A 16,895-nucleotide genomic window follows, 5' to 3' on the forward strand; every position below is an offset into this window, starting at 1 on the left:
TCAATCCGACGAAAAGCGGGCCGAGCATAACGTTGTTTGTCTACAAATGTGTTTTCTCCCTACTTTTGTGCTCAGCCCACTTGAACCCGGGGAGAAGCTGGGTTATTGCGATACTAGGCACGCCAAAAAATCACCAATGAGAGGTATTCATGATCCTGGTCACAGGCGGCGCCGGCTTCATCGGCTCCCACACCTGCGTGGAGCTGGCCGCCGCAGGCGAGTCCTACCTGATCTACGACAACTTCAGCAACAGCAGCGCCGACGTGCTCGACCGCATGGAACGCATCACGGGCCGGCGCCCGCTGTGCGTGGAAGGCGATGTGCGCGACCGCGCCGCGCTGGACCGGCTGTTTGCCGAGCACTCCATCCGCGAGGTGATCCACTTCGCCGCACTCAAGGCCGTGGGCGAATCCGTGGCCCAGCCACTGCGCTACTACGAACACAACGTGGGCGGCACGGTCGCCCTGCTGCAGGCCATGCAGGCGGCGGGCGTGCACAGCCTGGTGTTCTCCTCCTCGGCCACGGTCTACGGCGACCCGGCCAGCCTGCCGATCCGCGAGGATTTCCCGCTGTCTGCCACCAACCCCTACGGCCGCAGCAAGCTGTGGATCGAGGAAATGCTGGCCGACCTGGACCGCGCCGAGCCCGGCCAGTGGCGCCTGGCACGGCTGCGCTACTTCAATCCCGTGGGCGCCCATGAAAGCGGCCTGATCGGCGAGGACCCGCGCGACATCCCCAACAACCTCATGCCCTATGTGTCGCAGGTCGCCATCGGCCAGCGCCAGCAGCTCAGTGTCTATGGGGATGACTACGCCACGCCGGACGGCACAGGCGTGCGTGACTACATCCACGTCACCGACCTGGCGCGCGGCCACCTGGCGGCGCTGCGCTATCTGCGCGAGCAGCAGGGCCTGCTGACCGTGAACCTGGGCACGGGGCGCCCGGTCTCGGTGCTGGAGATGGTCAAGGCCTTCGAGCGCGCCAGCGGCCGCCCCGTGCCCTACCAGATCGTGGCGCGCCGCCCCGGCGACGTGGCCCAGTGCTGGGCCGACCCCGCCGAGGCCGAGCGCCTGCTGGGCTGGAAGGCCATGCTGGACCTGGACCGCATGTGCGAGGACGCATGGCGCTGGCAAAGCCAGGCCGCAGGTCTCAAGCGCTGAACCCCGCAGCGCCTGCGGGCGCCGAGGGCGTGGTATCTTTTCGCCCTTGTTTCACGCCCTAGCCACGAGTCTGCCCATGCTTGCCAAACGCATCATCCCCTGTCTTGACGTCACGGGAGGGCGCGTCGTCAAAGGCGTGAACTTCGTGGAGCTGCGCGATGCGGGCGACCCAGTGGAGATCGCCGCGCGCTACAACGCCCAGGGCGCGGACGAGCTGACCTTCCTGGACATCACGGCCACCAGCGATGGCCGAGACCTGATCCTGCCCATCATCGAATCGGTGGCCAGCCAGGTCTTCATTCCGCTGACCGTGGGCGGTGGCGTGCGCACCGTCGAGGACGTGCGCCGCCTGCTCAACGCGGGCGCCGACAAGACCAGCTTCAACTCGGCCGCCATCGCCAATCCCGATGTGATCAATGCCGCCTCCGACAAGTACGGCGCGCAGTGCATCGTCGTGGCCATCGACGCCAAGCGCCGCACCGCCGAAGACGAGCAGCGCATCGGCGCCGACGGCCGCGCCGCCGGCCCCGGCTGGGATGTCTACAGCCACGGCGGACGCAAGAACACCGGCCTGGACGCCGTGCAGTGGGCCGCAGAAATGGCGCGCCGCGGCGCGGGCGAGATCCTGCTGACCAGCATGGACCGCGACGGCACCAAGTCCGGGTTCGACCTGAAGCTCACGCGCGCCGTCAGCGACGCCGTGCCCGTGCCCGTGATCGCCTCCGGCGGCGTGGGCTCGCTGGACGACCTGGCCGATGGCGTGACCCTGGGCGGCGCCGACGCCGTGCTGGCCGCCAGCATCTTCCACTATGGCGAATTCACCGTGGGCCAGGCCAAGCAGCGCATGGCCGAGCGCGGCGTGCCCGTGCGCCTCTGATACGGCGCGTCGGCGGACTCCTTCATTTCAGTTTTCCATGGCGTTCGCGCCGCCCACACCCATGAAACCGGCGCGGCCCAAGGGACCAGGGACAGCGAGCAAGGGCCGCCCCGCAGCAAGGCTGTCGTCTCCCTCCCGCGCAGCGAGAGAGGGGGAAGGCGCGAAGCGACTCAGGGGGTGTATTTTCAATCCAGGCAATTCCTGACAATGCTGTCACAGGGATTCCAACCCAGGATATTCACAATGCAGGCAATGAACTGGCTAGATCAAGTCAAATGGGATGCGCAGGGCCTGGTGCCCGTGATCGCGCAGGAAAAGGACACGGGCGACGTGCTGATGTTCGCCTGGATGAACCGCGAGGCCCTGGCCAAGACGGCCGAGCTGGGCCGCGCCGTCTATTTCAGCCGCTCGCGCAACAAGCTGTGGTTCAAGGGCGAGGAATCGGGCCACGTGCAGACCGTGCACGAGGTGCGCATCGACTGCGACAACGACGTGGTCCTGCTCAAGATCACCCAGACCGGCCACGAGCCCGGCATTGCCTGCCACACGGGGCGCCACAGCTGCTTCTACAGCGTGCTGCGCGATGGCCAGTGGCAGGCCGTCGATCCGGTCTTGAAAGACCCCGAATCGATCTACAAATGAATTCCACGAACATGAACGACACCGCAAGCACTTCCTCGCAGGACGCCCTGGCGCGCCTGGCCGCCGTCATCGAAAGCCGCAAGCCCGCCAACGGCGGCGACCCCGACAAAAGCTACGTCGCCCGCCTGCTGCACAAGGGCCCGGATGCCTTTTTGAAGAAGATCGGCGAAGAGGCCACCGAAGTCGTCATGGCCGCCAAGGACGCAGACCATGGCGGGGACGCCGGCAAAATCCTCTACGAAGTGGCCGATCTGTGGTTCCATAGCATGATCGCCCTGGCCCACTATGGCCTGACGCCCGCCCAGGTCGTCGCCGAGCTGGAGCGCCGCGAAGGCACCAGCGGCATCGAGGAAAAGGCGCTGCGCAAGGCCCAGGAACGTGATGTGAACGAGAAAGGACCGCTGCCATGAATGACGATTACATCGAAGTCCGTGCCCTGGACCAGTCCCGCATCGAAGGCCTCAAGGCCTGGGGCTGGGTCAGCTACCTGCTGCACCTGGTGGTGGCCGTGGCCGCCGTCGTGCCCGGCGCCCAGCCCAGCATCGCGCTGCTGGTGATCGCCCTGATCATCGACCTGGTCAAGCGCGGCGACGCCGAAGGCAGCTGGATGGCCAACCATTTCTCGTGGCGCATCCGCAGCGTGATCTGGGCCGGCATCCTGTACCTGGTCACGGCACCGCTGTGGCTGCTGTTCTTCGTGCCCGGCTGGATCGCCTGGACGGTGATCTCCATCTGGTTCCTGTACCGCATCGTGCGCGGCATGGTCGCCATGAACCGCAACCAGGCCGTGGACCGCTGAAGCCGCCGGCCCGCCCGCCATGTCCTCCACCCCGACCTGCAAGATCAACCTCGCCCTGCAGGGCGGGGGCTCGCACGGCGCCCTGACCTGGGGCGTGCTGGACGCACTGCTGGAAGACGGCAGCCTTGTCTTCGACGGCATCAGCGGCACCAGCGCCGGCGCCATGAATGCCGTGGCCCTGGCACAGGGCTTTGCCCAGGCCGCGCGCCAGGAAAGCGATCCTGTGGCCGCCCAGGCGCTGGGCGCCCAATTGGCCCGCGCCTCGCTGACCGAACTGTGGGAAGGCGTGGGCACCATGGGCAGCCTGATGTGGGGCGCGCCATTGCCGGGCAGCCCCTTCATGGGCGTGCTCAACCAGTTCTTCTCGCCCTACCAGACCAACCCGCTGGACATCAACCCGCTGCGCAAGCTGCTCGAACGGGTCGTGGATTTCGAGGCGCTGACGCGTCCGCCCGTGGAGGGCGTGGTGCCCAAGGTCTTTGTCTGCGCCACCAATGTGCGCACGGGCCGGGGAAGCATCTTCTCGGGCAGAAGGCTCAGTGCCGACGCGGTCATGGCCTCGGCCTGCCTGCCCCAGCTGTTCAAGGCCGTGGAAATCGATGGCGAGCCTTACTGGGACGGCGGTTTCTCGGGCAATCCCGCCCTGTATCCCCTGATCTACGGCACGGCGTCCAGCGACATCCTGCTGGTGCAGATCAATCCCATCGAGCACACCGACCTGCCCAACACGGCGGCCGACATCATGGACCGCATGAACGAGGTCACCTTCAACGCCGGCCTGCTGTCCGAGCTGCGCGCCATCGAGTTCGTCAAGCGCCTGCTGGAGCAGGGCAAGCTGGACCCGGCACGCTACAAAAAGGTGCTGCTGCACCGCGTGGACGGCGGGGCGGTACTCAAGGGCTACGGCGCCTCGACCAAGACGCGCTCCGACATGCGTTTCGTGCGCGAGCTGTTCGAGCTGGGGCGCGAGCAGGGGCAGCACTGGCTCCAGCAGCACCGCAGCGACATCGGCGTGCGCCAGACACTGCACATCAACGACAATTCACCCTGATTTTTCGATCCACCGCCAGCTTCCCAGGACTCCCGTAGCGCCATGCACGACCACGACCCGAACTGCCTGTTTTGCCGCATCATCAAAGGCGAGATCCCTTCCCGCAAGGTCTATGAAGACGATGAAGTCTTCGCCTTCCACGACATCCATCCCGGCGCGCCCATTCACTTTCTGATGGTGCCCAAGAAGCACATCCCCTCCATGGCCCAGGTCCAGGCCGACGACGCTGCGCTGCTGGGCCGCATGATGGTGCTGGCGCCCCGCCTGGCCGCCGAGCAAGGCTGCAATCCGTATCCCGACGGCGGTTTCCGTCTGGTGGTCAACACGGGCACCGAGGGCGGACAGGAAGTCCACCACCTGCACATCCATGTCATGGGCGGCCCCCGCCCCTGGCTGAAGGGCTGAAGCCTTTGCTGGACGCAGGCTTGCGCGCAAGATGGCCCGCCTCTTGCTTGCAACTTCTGCGTACATGCGCCGGCCGAACGGCTTTTGTGGGGCCTTGCGAACTGCCGCCATGGCCCGGCGTCTAAAATGATCTGCAATTCTTAGGAGAGATTCTCATGGGCTCGTTTTCCATCTGGCATTGGCTGATCGTCCTGGCCATCGTGGTTCTGGTGTTCGGAACCAAGAAGCTGAAGAACATCGGTTCCGACCTTGGCGGTGCAGTCAAGGGCTTCAAGGACGGTGTGAAGGACGGCTCGACCTCCACCGACACCCCCGCAGCTGCCCCTGGCCAGGTTGCAGGCCAGACAGCCACCGACAAGGCCACCATCGACGTCGAAGCCAAGCAAAAGAGCTGATGCTCCGCACGCCAAGCCTCCATGTTTGATATCGGTCTGTCCAAGATGGCGCTGATCGGCGCCGTGGCTCTCGTGGTCATCGGCCCCGAGAAGCTGCCGCGCGTGGCGCGCACCGTCGGTACCCTGCTGGGCAAGGCCCAGCGCTACGTCTCCGATGTGAAGGCCGAGGTCAACCGTTCGATGGAACTCGACGAGTTGCGCAAGATGAAGGACACGGTGGAAGGCGCGGCGCGTGACGTCGAGCAGTCCATCCACACTTCGGCCGCCAATTTCGAGAAGGACTGGAACGAGTCCACGGCATCGCTCAACGGCACGTCTTCCTCGTACGACTCCTCTTCCTACGGCTCCGACAGCGATACGTACAGCGCCGTGGCGCCGGCCTACCGCCACCCGGGCAAGAACTGGCGCCTCAAGCGTGCTGCCGTGCCCCAGTGGTACAAGGCCCGGGCCGGCGTGCGCACCAAGGCGCAGTCGGGCGCGGCGCGCGTGGCGCGCTTTCGTCCCCAGAAGTCCCGCTGAAGATGCTGGCGCGCAGCGGGCCACGAGGCAACCGGCCCAGCCTCTGCCACCCGGGCACCCGCCATCGCCCCACCCTGCCCGATCCGTCGGGCTTTCTGCTTTTCATACCAGGTCCGTGGACGCCCTTGCGGCCCGCCGCGGTTTCGCACCATGTCCGACATTCCACCTAAAGACGACGAGCTGGCAGGCACCGAGCAGCCTTTCGTCCAGCACCTGATGGAGCTGCGCGACCGCCTGCTCTACTGCATCTACGGCATCGGTCTGGCGATCGCCGTGCTGGCCGTATGGCCCGGCCCCAACGGGCTGATCGACTTCATCGCCCACCCGATCAAGGCCCACATGCCGCCCGATGCCAAGCTCATCGCAGTCGGCGTGTTCACCCCCTTCTTCGTGCCGCTCAAGGTACTGATGATGGTGGGCATCTTGGCCGTGCTGCCCTGGATCATGTACCAGATGTGGGCCTTCGTGGCGCCCGGCCTGTACAGCCATGAAAAGCGCTTTGCGCTGCCGCTGATCATCTTCGGCAGCCTGCTGGCCTATATCGGCATCGCCTTCGTGCAGTTCTTCGTGCTCGACAAGATGTTCGCCTTCATCCAGGGCTTCACCCCGGACAGCGTGGCGGCCACGCCGGACATTGCATCGTATGTGGAGGCCATCCTGTCGCTGTACCTGGCCTTTGGCCTGGCCTTCCAGGTGCCCATCGTGGTCATGTTGCTGGTGCGCTTCGGCCTGGTGGACATCGCCAAGCTCAAGTCCTTCCGCGGTTATTTCATCGTGGTGGCCTTCATCATCGCCGCCGTGGTCACGCCGCCCGACGTGATCTCCCAACTGGCCCTGGCCGTGCCCATGTGCATTCTTTACGAGATCGGCATCCTGGGTGCCGGCTGGTTCAGCCGCGTCTCCAACGCGCCGGAAGAAGAAGCCGAACCCGGCACCGCAGTGGACAAGCCCGCAGAGGATAAACCCTCCCCCTGAGTCGCTTCGCGCCTTCCCCCAGAGGGGGACGACACCCTCGGTGCGGGGCGGCGCGGCCGGCCCAGGCCCTTCCTCGGTGTCCCTCGCTTTAGGGCGCGCCAGTTTCAAGGGCCTACGCTGAAACACGAGGAATTTGTAATAAAAAGCCCTTGGTTCATCACCAAGGGCTTTTTCTTTGTCTATGGCCAAGCCCCTTCCGGGGTTGGCATCTCACCGAGGCAGGTCGGACGTGCCCATGAGGAACTCGTCAATGGAGCGAGCGGCCTGGCGGCCTTCGCGGATGGCCCAGACCACCAGGGACTGGCCGCGGCGCACATCGCCGGCGGCGAAGAGCTTGGGCACGCTGGTGGCGTAGCCGCCCGTGAAGTCGGTGGTGGCCTTGGCGTTGCCGCGTGCGTCCTTGTCCACGCCAAAGGCATCGAGCACGGCCTGCACGGGGCTGACGAAGCCCATGGCCAGCAGCACCAGGTCGGCCTTGAGCACCTGCTCGCTGCCGGGCACCTCGACCATCTTGCCATCCTTCATTTCGATGCGCACGGTCTTGACGGCCGTGACCTGGCCCTTCTCGCCGATGAACTCCTTGGTGGCGATGGCGAACTCGCGCTCGCAGCCTTCCTCGTGGCTGGAGCTGGTGCGCAGCTTGATCGGCCAGTAGGGCCAGACCAGGGGCTTGTTCTCCTGCTCGGGCGGCATGGGCATCAGCTCGAACTGGGTCACGCTGACGGCGCCATGGCGGTTGCTGGTGCCCACGCAGTCGGAGCCGGTGTCGCCGCCGCCGATGACGATGACATGCTTGCCATCGGCCCGCAGCTGGCCCTTGAGCTTGTCGCCGGCGTTGACCTTGTTTTGCTGCGGCAGGAACTCCATGGCGAAATGGATGCCCTTGAGTTCGCGGCCGGGCACGGGCAGGTCGCGCGACTGCTCGGCACCGCCGGTCAGCAGCACGGCGTCGAACTCGGCCATGAGCTGCTCGGGGCTGACGGTTTCCTTGGCCCAGTTGGTGACCTTGGAGTCTTCGCCCAGGCCGTCCTTGCCCGCCACCAGCACGCCGGTACGGATCTTGACGCCTTCGGCCACGAGCTGCTCGACGCGGCGGTCGATGTGCGACTTCTCCATCTTGAAGTCGGGAATGCCGTAGCGCAGCAGGCCGCCCACGCGGTCGTTCTTCTCGAACAGCGTCACATCGTGGCCGGCGCGGGCCAGCTGCTGCGAGGCCGCCAGGCCTGCAGGGCCGGCGCCGACCACGGCGACCTTCTTGCCGGTCTTGCGGCTGCTGGGCAGCGGCTTGACCCAGCCTTCGGCCCAGGCACGGTCGATGATGGCGTGCTCGATGGACTTGATGCCCACGGCGTCGTCGTTGATGTTCAGGGTGCAGGCGGCCTCGCAGGGGGCGGGGCAGATGCGGCCCGTGAACTCGGGGAAGTTGTTGGTGCTGTGCAGCACGGCGCTGGCGCTCTTCCAGCCGCCGTGGAAGACCAGGTCGTTGAAGTCCGGAATGATGTTGTTGACCGGGCAGCCGTTGTTGCAGAACGGCGTGCCGCAGTCCATGCAGCGCGCGCCCTGGATCTTGGCCTGGCTGTCATCGAGGCCGATGACGAATTCCTTGTAGTGCTTCACGCGCTCGGCGACGGGCGCATAGCCCTCCTCGAGGCGCTCATATTCCATGAAGCCGGTGGTCTTTCCCATGATTCGTTGTCCTGATGTGTGGGGTGCAGGGATGGATGCGGGCTGCTGCCCGCATCCTTCGCTTCCTTGTTATTTGGCGGCCACGGCTTCCTTGGCGTGTTCCTCGACCTCGGGCGTGGCGGGCTCTTCCATCACCTGGCGCTCGTACATCTCGGACAGGGCACGCTTGTACTCGCTGGGGAAGACCTTGACGAACTTGGAGCGGGCCGCCGCCCAGTTGTCCAGCAGGTCGCGGGCGCGCTTGGAGCCGGTCCAGCGGCTGTGCGCCTCGATCAGCGCGCGCAGCTGGCGCTCGTCGGTTTCGCGGCGGTGCCAGACGGCGGGCGAGACCTGGGCCAAGTGCTCGTCGTGGGGCAACACCTGGTCCAGCGAGACGGACGCCTTGTTGCAGCGCTCGGCGAAGCGGCCATCCTCGTCGTAGACATAGGCCACGCCGCCGCTCATGCCGGCGGCGAAGTTGCGGCCGGTCTTGCCCAGCACCACCACGGTGCCGCCGGTCATGTATTCGCAGCCGTGGTCGCCCACGCCTTCGACCACGGCGGTGGCGCCAGACAGGCGGACCGCGAAACGCTCGCCGGCCACGCCGCCGAAGAAGGCCTCGCCGCTGGTGGCGCCGAACATCACGGTGTTGCCCACGATGGTGTTGCTGGTGGTATCGCCACGGAACTCATGGCTGGCGTGCACCACCACGCGGCCGCCGGACAGGCCCTTGCCCGTGTAGTCGTTGGCGTCGCCGCGCAGGTTCAGCGTGATGCCGTTGCACAGGAAGGCGCCGAAGGACTGGCCGCCGGTTCCCTCGAAGTGGATGCGGATGGTGTCATCGGGCAGTCCTTCGGGATGCACGCGCGTCACGGCACCGGAGAGCATGGCGCCCACGGAGCGGTTGACGTTGCGCGCCACTTCCATGATGCGCACACGCTCGCCGTTCTCGATGGCGGGCTTGCAGCGCTCGATGAGCTTCACGTCCAGCGCCTTGTCCAGCAGGTGGTCCTGCTTTTCGACATGGAAGCGCGCCACGTCTGCGGGCACTTCGGGCTGGGCGAACAGGCGCGAGAAGTCCAGGCCCTGGGCCTTCCAGTGCTGCAGGCCCTTGCGGGTGTCCAGCAGGTCGGAGCGGCCGATCAGGTCGTCGAACTTCGCCACGCCGAGCTGGGCCATGATCTGGCGCACTTCCTCGGCGATGAAGAAGAAGTAGTTCACCACATGCTCGGGCTTGCCCGAGAACTTGGCGCGCAGCACCGGGTCCTGCGTGGCCACGCCCACGGGGCAGGTGTTCAGGTGGCACTTGCGCATCATGATGCAGCCCTCGACGACCAGGGGCGCCGTGGCGAAGCCGAACTCGTCGGCACCCAGCAGCGCGCCGATGACGACGTCGCGGCCGGTCTTCATCTGGCCGTCGGCCTGCACGCGGATGCGGCCGCGCAGGCGGTTGAGCACCAGGGTCTGCTGGGTCTCGGCCAGGCCGATTTCCCAGGGCGAGCCCGCATGCTTGATGGAAGACCAGGGCGATGCGCCCGTGCCGCCGTCATGGCCTGCGATGACCACGTGGTCGCTCTTGCACTTGGCCACGCCGGCCGCGATGGTGCCCACGCCCACTTCGGACACGAGCTTGACCGAGATGTCGGCGTGCGGCGCCACGTTCTTCAGGTCGTGGATCAGCTGGGCCAGATCCTCGATGGAGTAGATGTCGTGGTGGGGCGGGGGCGAGATCAGACCGACGCCGGGCACGGAGTGGCGCAGCTTGCCGATGTAGTCGGACACCTTGCCGCCGGGCAGCTGGCCGCCCTCGCCGGGCTTGGCGCCCTGGGCCATCTTGATCTGCACCTGGTCCGAGGACGACAGGTACTCGGCCGTGACGCCGAAGCGGCCCGATGCCACCTGCTTGATCCTGGAGCGCAGCGAGTCGCCGTCCTGCAGCTCGATGTCGGCCTCGACCTTGTCGGCGCCGATGATGGAGCCCAGGGTCTCGCCCTTCCTGATCGGGATGCCCTTGAGCTCGTTGCGGTAGCGCTGGGGATCTTCCCCGCCTTCGCCGGTGTTGCTCTTGCCGCCGATGCGGTTCATGGCCACTGCCAGCGTGGCATGGGCCTCGGTGCTGATGGAGCCCAGCGACATGGCGCCCGTGGCAAAGCGCTTGACGATCTCCTTGGCCGACTCGACCTGGTCCAGCGGGATGGCCTTGGCCGGGTCGAACTTGAACTCGAACAGGCCGCGCAGCGTCATGTGGCGCTTGCTCTGGTCGTTGATCAGCTGGGCGTATTCCTTGTACGTGCTCCAGTTGTTGGAGCGCGTGGAATGCTGCAGCTTGGCGATGGCGTCGGGCGACCACATGTGCTCTTCGCCACGGGCGCGCCAGGCGTATTCGCCACCGGCGTCCAGCATGGTCTCCAGCACGGGATCGTCACCGAAGGCCGCGCGGTGGTTGCGGATGGTTTCCTCGGCGATCTCGAAGACGCCGATGCCCTCGACGCGGCTGGCCGTGCCGGTGAAGTACTTGTCCACGGTGTCGCTGTTCAGGCCGATCACCTCGAACAGTTGGGCGCCGCAATAGGACATGTAGGTGGACACGCCCATCTTGGACATGATCTTGGACAGGCCCTTGCCGATGGCCTTGACGTAGTTGTAGATGGCCTTGTCGGCCGACAGGTCGCCGCCCAGCTCCTTGTGCATGTCGGCCAGGGTTTCCATGGCCAGGTAGGGGTGCACGGCCTCGGCGCCGTAGCCTGCCAGCACGGCGAAGTGGTGCACTTCGCGCGCCGTGCCCGTCTCCACGACCAGGCCGGCCGTGGTGCGCAGGCCCTCGCGCACCAGGTGCTGGTGGATGGCCGACAGCGCCAGCAGCGCGGGGATGGCCACCTGGGTGGCGCTCACATGGCGGTCGCTGATGATCAGGATGTTGGCGCCGCCCTTGATGGCGTCCACGGCCTGCGCGCACAGCGATGCCAGCTTGGCTTCCACGCCCTGCTTGCCCCAGGACAGCGGGTAGGTGATGTCAATCGTTGCGCTCTTGAACTTGCCCTGCGTGTGGCGTTCGATGTCGCGCAGCTTGGCCATGTCGGCGAAGTCCAGCACGGGCTGGTGCACTTCCAGGCGCATGGGCGGGTTGACCTGGTTGATGTCCAGCAGGTTGGGCTTGGGTCCGATGAAGGACACCAGCGACATCACGATGGCTTCGCGGATGGGGTCGATCGGCGGGTTGGTCACCTGCGCGAACATCTGGCGGAAGTAGTTGTACAGCGGCTTGTTCTTGTCCGACAGCACGGCCAGCGGGCTGTCGTTGCCCATGGAGCCGATGCCTTCCTCGCCGTTCTTGGCCATGGGGGCCAGCAGGAACTTGATGTCTTCCTGCGTGAAGCCGAAGGCCTGCTGGCGCTCGAGCAGCGGCAGGCTGGCGGCCTCGGGGCCGGCATGGGTGTCACCGCCCACGCTGCCCAGCTTGATGCGCAGGTTCTCGATCCACTGCTTGTAGGGCTTGGTGTTGACGATGTTGGCCTTGAGCTCGTCGTCCTCGATCAGGCGGCCCTGCTCCAGGTCGATCAGCAGCATCTTGCCGGGCTGCAGGCGCCACTTGCGCACGATGGCGCTGTCGGGCACGGGCAGCACGCCGGCTTCGGACGCCAGGATGACCAGGTCGTCATCGGTGATCACGTAGCGCGAGGGGCGCAGGCCGTTGCGGTCCAGCGTGGCGCCGATCTGGCGGCCGTCGGTGAACACGATGGAGGCCGGGCCGTCCCAGGGCTCCATCATGGCGGCGTGGTATTCATAGAAGGCGCGGCGGCGCTCGTCCATGGACTCGTGCTGTTCCCAGGGCTCGGGAATCATCATCATCACGGCCTGGCTGATGGGGTAGCCGGCCATGGTCAGCAGTTCCAGGCAGTTGTCGAACGTTGCCGTGTCGGACTGGCCGGCGAAGCTGATGGGATAGAGCTTCTTGAGGTCCTCGGCCAGGACGGGCGAGGCCATCACGCCCTCGCGCGCCAGCATCCAGTTGTAGTTGCCGCGCACGGTGTTGATTTCACCGTTGTGGGCCACGTAGCGGTAGGGGTGGGCCAGCGGCCACTCGGGGAAGGTGTTGGTCGAAAAGCGCTGGTGCACCAGGCCGATGGCCGAGACGCAGCGCTCGTCGGACAGGTCGTTGTAGTACACGCCCACCTGGTCGGCCAGCAGCAGGCCCTTGTAGACCACGGTGCGGCTGCTCATGCTGGGAACGTAGTATTCCTTGCTGTGCTTGAGCTTGAGGTTCTGGATGGCGGCGCTGGCCGTCTTGCGGATCACGTACAGCTTGCGCTCGAGCGCGTCCTGCACGATCACGTCGGCGCCGCGGCCGATGAAGACCTGGCGCAGGATGGGCTCCTTTTCCTGGACCGTGGGCGACATGGGCATGTCGCGGTTCACGGGCACATCGCGCCAGCCCAGCAGGACCTGGCCTTCGGCCTTGATGGCGCGTTCCATCTCCTGCTCGCAGGCCAGGCGCGAGGCGTGTTCCTTGGGCAGGAAGATCATGCCCACGCCGTACTCGCCCGCGGGCGGCAGGGCCACGCCCTGCTTTGCCATCTCTTCGCGGTAGAGCTGGTCGGGAATCTGGATCAAAATGCCCGCGCCGTCGCCCATGAGCTTGTCGGCACCCACGGCACCGCGATGGTCGATGTTTTCGAGGATCTTGAGCGCGCCGGTGACGATGTCATGGCGCTTGACGCCCTTGATATGCGCAACAAAGCCGAGGCCGCAGGCGTCGTGCTCGTTGCTCTTGGAGTACAGACCGTGGTCTTGGAGATGCTTGATCTCGGCAGCCGTCGTCATGGCGGAATCCTCAAATTTTTCGCAGGGAACGCAAGATTAAGGCAAGGCATCACCTCATGCAATAAATTTATATAAGGGTCAGATCCCAATTAATTCCAGAACAAAAAAATCGGAAATTAATGAGGGACACATTTATTTCACAGAGGCCTGCGATGAGGAATCAAGCACTTGCAGGCCATCAGTGGGTACTAACGCACTGTTGTGGTGCGCTCATTGGTCCGTCCTGGCGGACGGCCGGCGCGCTGGCGGGTCACGCGGCGCTCGGTGCGCTGTTGTAAATCGGCAATGAATTGCTCATCGCCCAGCGCCCAGCCCCGCAGCGCCGACTGGCTGATGCGTTCGCCGTCATCGCTGCTGACGCCCTCTTCCACGGCCGACACATACGCCGCGTCGCGCGCAAACGGGGTGTTGCCCAGCTCCCAGAACACGGCATGCGGCTGGATCAGCGCGTCGCTGCGCAGGCCGGCGTTGTGCGCGTAGCTGGACCAGGGCCAGTCGGCCGGCCGCTGGACCAGGCCGGCGCGCACGGGGCTGTCGTCCATGAAGACCATGGTGGGCAGCAGCCAGCTGGGCTGCAGGACCGTGCCGCGATAGCGGCCCTCCCACAGCGTGCCGCTGCGGCCGTGGCGGTCGTTGAAGTAGCGCACATAGCGCCGGCCCACGGCCTGCATGAACCTGGGCAGGCCATCGTCGGTGCGCGGCGTGGCCAGCAGGTGGAACTGGCTGGGCAGGAGCACGTAGGCATGCACGGCCAGCTCGCAGCTGCGCGCCATCTCGCGCAGCAGCTCCAGCATGGTCTCCCGATCCTGGGCATCGATGAAAATGTCCGCGCCGTTGTTGCCGAGCTGGATGATGTGGTGCGGCAGATCCGCAATGGTGAGTCTGGGCAGGCGGGCCATGGTGCTGGGTGCAGGCAAGCGGGTGCAGGGCGTGGAGCGGCAATTATGGAGCGCCCCGCCCCGCTCTGCCGCACTGCGCCACACTCCGTTTTACAGGGAAAGACGCGACGAGGCCCTCAGCAGCTGGCTCACCAGCTGCGTGGCAGCCAGCAGCCGGGGCAGCAGTTGCACGCGCATCATCTCGGCGCTGTTGCGGTTGGCCTGGCCGCTGATGTTGAGCGCGGCCACGGTGCGCCCTGCCGCGTTCTTCACGGGCGCCGCGATGGAGATCAGGCCTTCGGCCAATTCCTGGTCCACCAGGGCCCAGCCCTGGGCGCGCACCTCCAGAATGCGCTGGCGCAGGCGCTCGTCGTCCTGCTCGGTCAGCGCCGTGAACTGGCGGCGCTCGCGCGCATCCAGCAGGGCCTGCAGGGATTCATCGCTCTCGCCGGCCAGCAGCACGCGCCCCATCGAGGTCCAGCAGGCCGGCAGGCGCGAGCCCACGCTGAGGTTGGTGCTCATGATCTTGTGGGTGTGCACGCGCAGCACATAGACGATGTCGCCCCCATCGAGCACGGCAGCCGAGCAGGACTCCTTGACCTCGTCGACCAGGTTCTCCATCACGGGCTCGGCCAGGTTCCAGACCGGGGTGGAACTGAGGTAGGCAAAGCCCAGTTCCATGATGCGCGGCGTGAGCTGGAACAGCTTGCCGTCGCTCTTCACATAGCCCAGCGTCTGCAGCGTCAGCAGGATGCGCCGGGCCCCGGCGCGCGTGAGCCCCGTGCGCGCCGCCACCTCGCTGAGCGTCTGCGCAGGCGCCTCGGCGCTGAACGAGCGGATCACGCCCAGGCCGCGCGCAAAGGACTGCACATAGCTGTCGCCGGGGCGCGGCGTGCCGCCCTCTTCTTCTGCCCCACCTGTGGAAATTACGGAAGCGGCATTTTTTTCCATGGCTCTATAATTCTTTCTGCGAACTTTTGTTCTACATACGAACATTTTAGTGCAGCGCCAGCGGCCTGCATACCGGAGACAAGCAAGTGATCAACAAAATCACCGACACCATCGCCGAGGCGTTGTCGGGCGTCCAGGACGGCTCCACCGTGCTGATCGGGGGCTTCGGCACCTCGGGCAATCCCACCGAACTCATCGACGGCCTGATCGCCCAGGGCGCACGCGAGCTGACCGTGGTCAACAACAACGCGGGCAACGGCGACCAGGGCCTGGCCGCGCTGCTCAAGAGCGGCCAGGTGCGCAAGATCATCTGCAGCTTCCCCCGCCAGGTGGACAGCTGGGTGTTCGACGACCTGTACCGCAGCGGCAAGATCGAGCTGGAACTCGTGCCCCAGGGCAACCTGGCCGAGCGCCTGCGCGCCGCCGGCGCCGGCATCGGCGGCTTCTTCTGTCCCACGGCCTATGGCACGGAGCTGGCCAACGGCAAGGAAACGCGCGAGATCAACGGCAAGCACTATGTGCTGGAGCATCCCATCCACGGCGACGTGGCACTGGTCAAGGCCGAGAAGGGCGACCGCTGGGGCAACCTCACCTACCGCATGTCGGCCCGCAACTTCGGGCCCGTGATGGCCACGGCGGCCAAGCACACGATCGCCACCGTGCACGAGATCGTGGAGCTGGGCGCGCTGGACCCCGAGGCCGTGGTCACGCCCGGCATCTACGTGAGCCAGATCGTGAAGATCGACCGCGTGGCCACCCAGGCCGGCGGTTTCAAGAAAACCGCATGAGCGCCCCAACCGCCGAAAGCAAGAGCATGAGCAGCTACCAGAAACGCAGCAAGCAAGAGCTGGCCCGGCGCGTGGCCGAAGACATCTTCGACGGCGCCTACGTCAACCTGGGCATCGGCATGCCCACCCAGGTGGCCAACCACATCCCGGCCGGCCGCGAGGTCATCCTGCAAAGCGAGAACGGCATCCTGGGCATGGGCCCGGCGCCCGCCGAAGGCCAGGAGGACTATGACCTGACCAATGCCGGCAAGCAGCCCGTCACCCTGCTGCCGGGCGGCTGCTACTTCCACCATGCCGACAGCTTCGCCATGATGCGCGGCGGCCACCTGGACATCTGCGTGCTGGGTGCCTTCCAGGTCTCGGCCACGGGCGACCTGGCCAACTGGAGCACGGGCGAGGCCGGTGCCATTCCCGCCGTGGGCGGCGCCATGGACCTGGCCGTGGGTGCACGCCAGACCTGGGTGATGATGGACCTGCTGACCAAGACCGGCGAATGCAAGGTCGTCGAGGCCTGCAGCTATCCGCTCACGGGCCTGTCCTGCGTCAAGCGCATCTACACCGACCTGTGCACGCTGGAATGCACGCCCGAGGGCCTGCGCCTGATCGACACCGTGCCCGGCCTCTCGCACGCCGAGCTGCAGTCCATCGTGGGCCTGCCCATCAAGGACGCGACGGCCACGGCCTGATCCCTCCGCTCCCCCAGTGGGTGCGCTGCGGCGCACCCCGGCACCTCTTCATTCTTTTCCCAGGAGACACCATGAGCCAGTCCAACCAGGCCTTCATCTGCGACGCCATCCGCACCCCCTTCGGCCGCTACGGCGGCGCCCTGTCCCCGGTGCGTGCCGATGACCTCGGCGCCGTGCCGATCAAGGCGCTGATGGAGCGCAACCCCGGCGTGGACTGGACGGCCGTGGCCGACGTGCTCTACGGCTGCGCCAACCAGGCCGGCGAAGACAACCGCAACGTGGC

17 protein-coding genes are annotated in these 16,895 nt (G+C 66.1%); 13 read left to right on the plus strand and 4 right to left on the minus strand.

Translation table 11 applies throughout. The features are described from left to right. Positions 1 to 149 precede the first annotated feature (149 nt). The 10 genes from galE to tatC all read left to right on the plus strand — a co-directional run bounded on the left by galE (position 150) and on the right by tatC (position 6,823). Entirely contained in the window at positions 150 to 1,160 is a 1,011-nt protein-coding gene (gene galE, locus AC5I49_RS15645) for a UDP-glucose 4-epimerase GalE (protein WP_209799721.1), read from the plus strand. A 76-nt stretch (positions 1,161 to 1,236) separates the two neighbouring features. Continuing rightward, the gene (gene hisF, locus AC5I49_RS15650; protein WP_013800786.1) at positions 1,237 to 2,037 is read left to right on the plus strand and encodes an imidazole glycerol phosphate synthase subunit HisF; all 801 of its coding nucleotides are present in this window, start codon (positions 1,237 to 1,239) and stop codon (positions 2,035 to 2,037) included. A 243-nt stretch (positions 2,038 to 2,280) separates the two neighbouring features. Then, a complete protein-coding gene (gene hisI / locus AC5I49_RS15655) occupies positions 2,281 to 2,679 on the plus strand; it encodes a phosphoribosyl-AMP cyclohydrolase (RefSeq protein ID WP_174538852.1) in 399 nt (132 codons plus the stop codon). Next, complete coding sequence (locus tag AC5I49_RS15660) at positions 2,676 to 3,089, plus strand: phosphoribosyl-ATP diphosphatase (RefSeq protein WP_016445563.1); 414 nt, start codon at positions 2,676 to 2,678, stop codon at positions 3,087 to 3,089. The genes hisI and AC5I49_RS15660 overlap by 4 nt, the downstream gene beginning before the upstream one ends. Further along, positions 3,086 to 3,478 carry a DUF4870 family protein gene (locus AC5I49_RS15665; RefSeq protein ID WP_013800783.1) on the plus strand — a complete coding sequence of 131 codons (393 nt, stop codon included), beginning with the start codon at positions 3,086 to 3,088 and terminating at the stop codon, positions 3,476 to 3,478. The genes AC5I49_RS15660 and AC5I49_RS15665 overlap by 4 nt, the downstream gene beginning before the upstream one ends. Positions 3,479 to 3,497: 19 nt before the next feature. Beyond that, positions 3,498 to 4,529, plus strand: coding sequence for a patatin-like phospholipase family protein (locus tag AC5I49_RS15670; protein ID WP_016445562.1), 1,032 nt, complete (start codon positions 3,498 to 3,500; stop codon positions 4,527 to 4,529). Positions 4,530 to 4,571: 42 nt separating this feature from the next. Beyond that, the gene (locus AC5I49_RS15675; RefSeq protein ID WP_016445561.1) at positions 4,572 to 4,934 is read left to right on the plus strand and encodes a histidine triad nucleotide-binding protein; all 363 of its coding nucleotides are present in this window, start codon (positions 4,572 to 4,574) and stop codon (positions 4,932 to 4,934) included. Positions 4,935 to 5,089: 155 nt separating this feature from the next. Beyond that, a complete protein-coding gene (gene tatA, locus AC5I49_RS15680) occupies positions 5,090 to 5,329 on the plus strand; it encodes a Sec-independent protein translocase subunit TatA (protein WP_016445560.1) in 240 nt (79 codons plus the stop codon). A 21-nt stretch (positions 5,330 to 5,350) separates the two neighbouring features. Next, positions 5,351 to 5,848, plus strand: coding sequence for a Sec-independent protein translocase protein TatB (gene tatB, locus AC5I49_RS15685; RefSeq protein ID WP_012207353.1), 498 nt, complete (start codon positions 5,351 to 5,353; stop codon positions 5,846 to 5,848). Positions 5,849 to 5,998: 150 nt separating this feature from the next. Further along, a complete protein-coding gene (tatC, locus tag AC5I49_RS15690) occupies positions 5,999 to 6,823 on the plus strand; it encodes a twin-arginine translocase subunit TatC (protein ID WP_495789591.1) in 825 nt (274 codons plus the stop codon). A gap of 210 nt (positions 6,824 to 7,033) precedes the next feature. On the opposite strand, the gene AC5I49_RS15695 is transcribed toward tatC, so the two are convergent. From AC5I49_RS15695 to AC5I49_RS15710, 4 genes are all read right to left on the minus strand, one after another. Further along, positions 7,034 to 8,509: a glutamate synthase subunit beta gene (locus tag AC5I49_RS15695; RefSeq protein ID WP_016445557.1), complete on the minus strand. Its 1,476-nt coding sequence runs from the start codon at positions 8,507 to 8,509 to the stop codon at positions 7,034 to 7,036. Between the two features lie 69 nt (positions 8,510 to 8,578). Beyond that, positions 8,579 to 13,309, minus strand: a complete 4,731-nt coding sequence (locus tag AC5I49_RS15700; protein ID WP_016445556.1) for a glutamate synthase-related protein — start codon at positions 13,307 to 13,309, stop codon at positions 8,579 to 8,581. Positions 13,310 to 13,497: 188 nt separating this feature from the next. Next, positions 13,498 to 14,208 carry a transposase gene (locus AC5I49_RS15705; RefSeq protein ID WP_017407350.1) on the minus strand — a complete coding sequence of 237 codons (711 nt, stop codon included), beginning with the start codon at positions 14,206 to 14,208 and terminating at the stop codon, positions 13,498 to 13,500. A gap of 90 nt (positions 14,209 to 14,298) precedes the next feature. Next, entirely contained in the window at positions 14,299 to 15,138 is an 840-nt protein-coding gene (locus AC5I49_RS15710; protein WP_338499780.1) for an IclR family transcriptional regulator domain-containing protein, read from the minus strand. Positions 15,139 to 15,224: 86 nt separating this feature from the next. Between AC5I49_RS15710 and AC5I49_RS15715 the strand changes: the two genes are divergently transcribed. From AC5I49_RS15715 to AC5I49_RS15725, 3 genes are all read left to right on the plus strand, one after another. Next, entirely contained in the window at positions 15,225 to 15,926 is a 702-nt protein-coding gene (locus tag AC5I49_RS15715) for a 3-oxoacid CoA-transferase subunit A (RefSeq protein ID WP_012207359.1), read from the plus strand. A 26-nt stretch (positions 15,927 to 15,952) separates the two neighbouring features. Continuing rightward, a complete protein-coding gene (locus AC5I49_RS15720; RefSeq protein WP_026062883.1) occupies positions 15,953 to 16,612 on the plus strand; it encodes a 3-oxoacid CoA-transferase subunit B in 660 nt (219 codons plus the stop codon). A 71-nt stretch (positions 16,613 to 16,683) separates the two neighbouring features. Further along, positions 16,684 to 16,895: thiolase family protein (locus tag AC5I49_RS15725; RefSeq protein WP_495789592.1), on the plus strand; the 212-nt coding region annotated here is incomplete at its 3' end.

The organism is Delftia sp. (assembly GCF_059499305.1).

What these genes read in the sequence shown, in the direction of transcription:
- AC5I49_RS15675 (WP_016445561.1), top strand. Translation starts at nt 4,572, where the DNA reads ATGCACGACCACGACCCGAACTGCCTGTTTTGCCGCATCATCAAAGGC.
- AC5I49_RS15705 (WP_017407350.1), bottom strand. Translation starts at nt 14,208, where the DNA reads ATGGCCCGCCTGCCCAGACTCACCATTGCGGATCTGCCGCACCACATC.
- AC5I49_RS15660 (WP_016445563.1), top strand. Translation starts at nt 2,676, where the DNA reads ATGAATTCCACGAACATGAACGACACCGCAAGCACTTCCTCGCAGGAC.
- galE (WP_209799721.1), top strand. Translation starts at nt 150, where the DNA reads ATGATCCTGGTCACAGGCGGCGCCGGCTTCATCGGCTCCCACACCTGC.
- hisF (WP_013800786.1), top strand. Translation starts at nt 1,237, where the DNA reads ATGCTTGCCAAACGCATCATCCCCTGTCTTGACGTCACGGGAGGGCGC.
- AC5I49_RS15695 (WP_016445557.1), bottom strand. Translation starts at nt 8,509, where the DNA reads ATGGGAAAGACCACCGGCTTCATGGAATATGAGCGCCTCGAGGAGGGC.
- tatA (WP_016445560.1), top strand. Translation starts at nt 5,090, where the DNA reads ATGGGCTCGTTTTCCATCTGGCATTGGCTGATCGTCCTGGCCATCGTG.
- tatC (WP_495789591.1), top strand. Translation starts at nt 5,999, where the DNA reads ATGTCCGACATTCCACCTAAAGACGACGAGCTGGCAGGCACCGAGCAG.
- AC5I49_RS15720 (WP_026062883.1), top strand. Translation starts at nt 15,953, where the DNA reads ATGAGCAGCTACCAGAAACGCAGCAAGCAAGAGCTGGCCCGGCGCGTG.
- AC5I49_RS15670 (WP_016445562.1), top strand. Translation starts at nt 3,498, where the DNA reads ATGTCCTCCACCCCGACCTGCAAGATCAACCTCGCCCTGCAGGGCGGG.
- hisI (WP_174538852.1), top strand. Translation starts at nt 2,281, where the DNA reads ATGCAGGCAATGAACTGGCTAGATCAAGTCAAATGGGATGCGCAGGGC.
- AC5I49_RS15665 (WP_013800783.1), top strand. Translation starts at nt 3,086, where the DNA reads ATGAATGACGATTACATCGAAGTCCGTGCCCTGGACCAGTCCCGCATC.
- AC5I49_RS15700 (WP_016445556.1), bottom strand. Translation starts at nt 13,309, where the DNA reads ATGACGACGGCTGCCGAGATCAAGCATCTCCAAGACCACGGTCTGTAC.
- tatB (WP_012207353.1), top strand. Translation starts at nt 5,351, where the DNA reads ATGTTTGATATCGGTCTGTCCAAGATGGCGCTGATCGGCGCCGTGGCT.
- AC5I49_RS15710 (WP_338499780.1), bottom strand. Translation starts at nt 15,138, where the DNA reads ATGGAAAAAAATGCCGCTTCCGTAATTTCCACAGGTGGGGCAGAAGAA.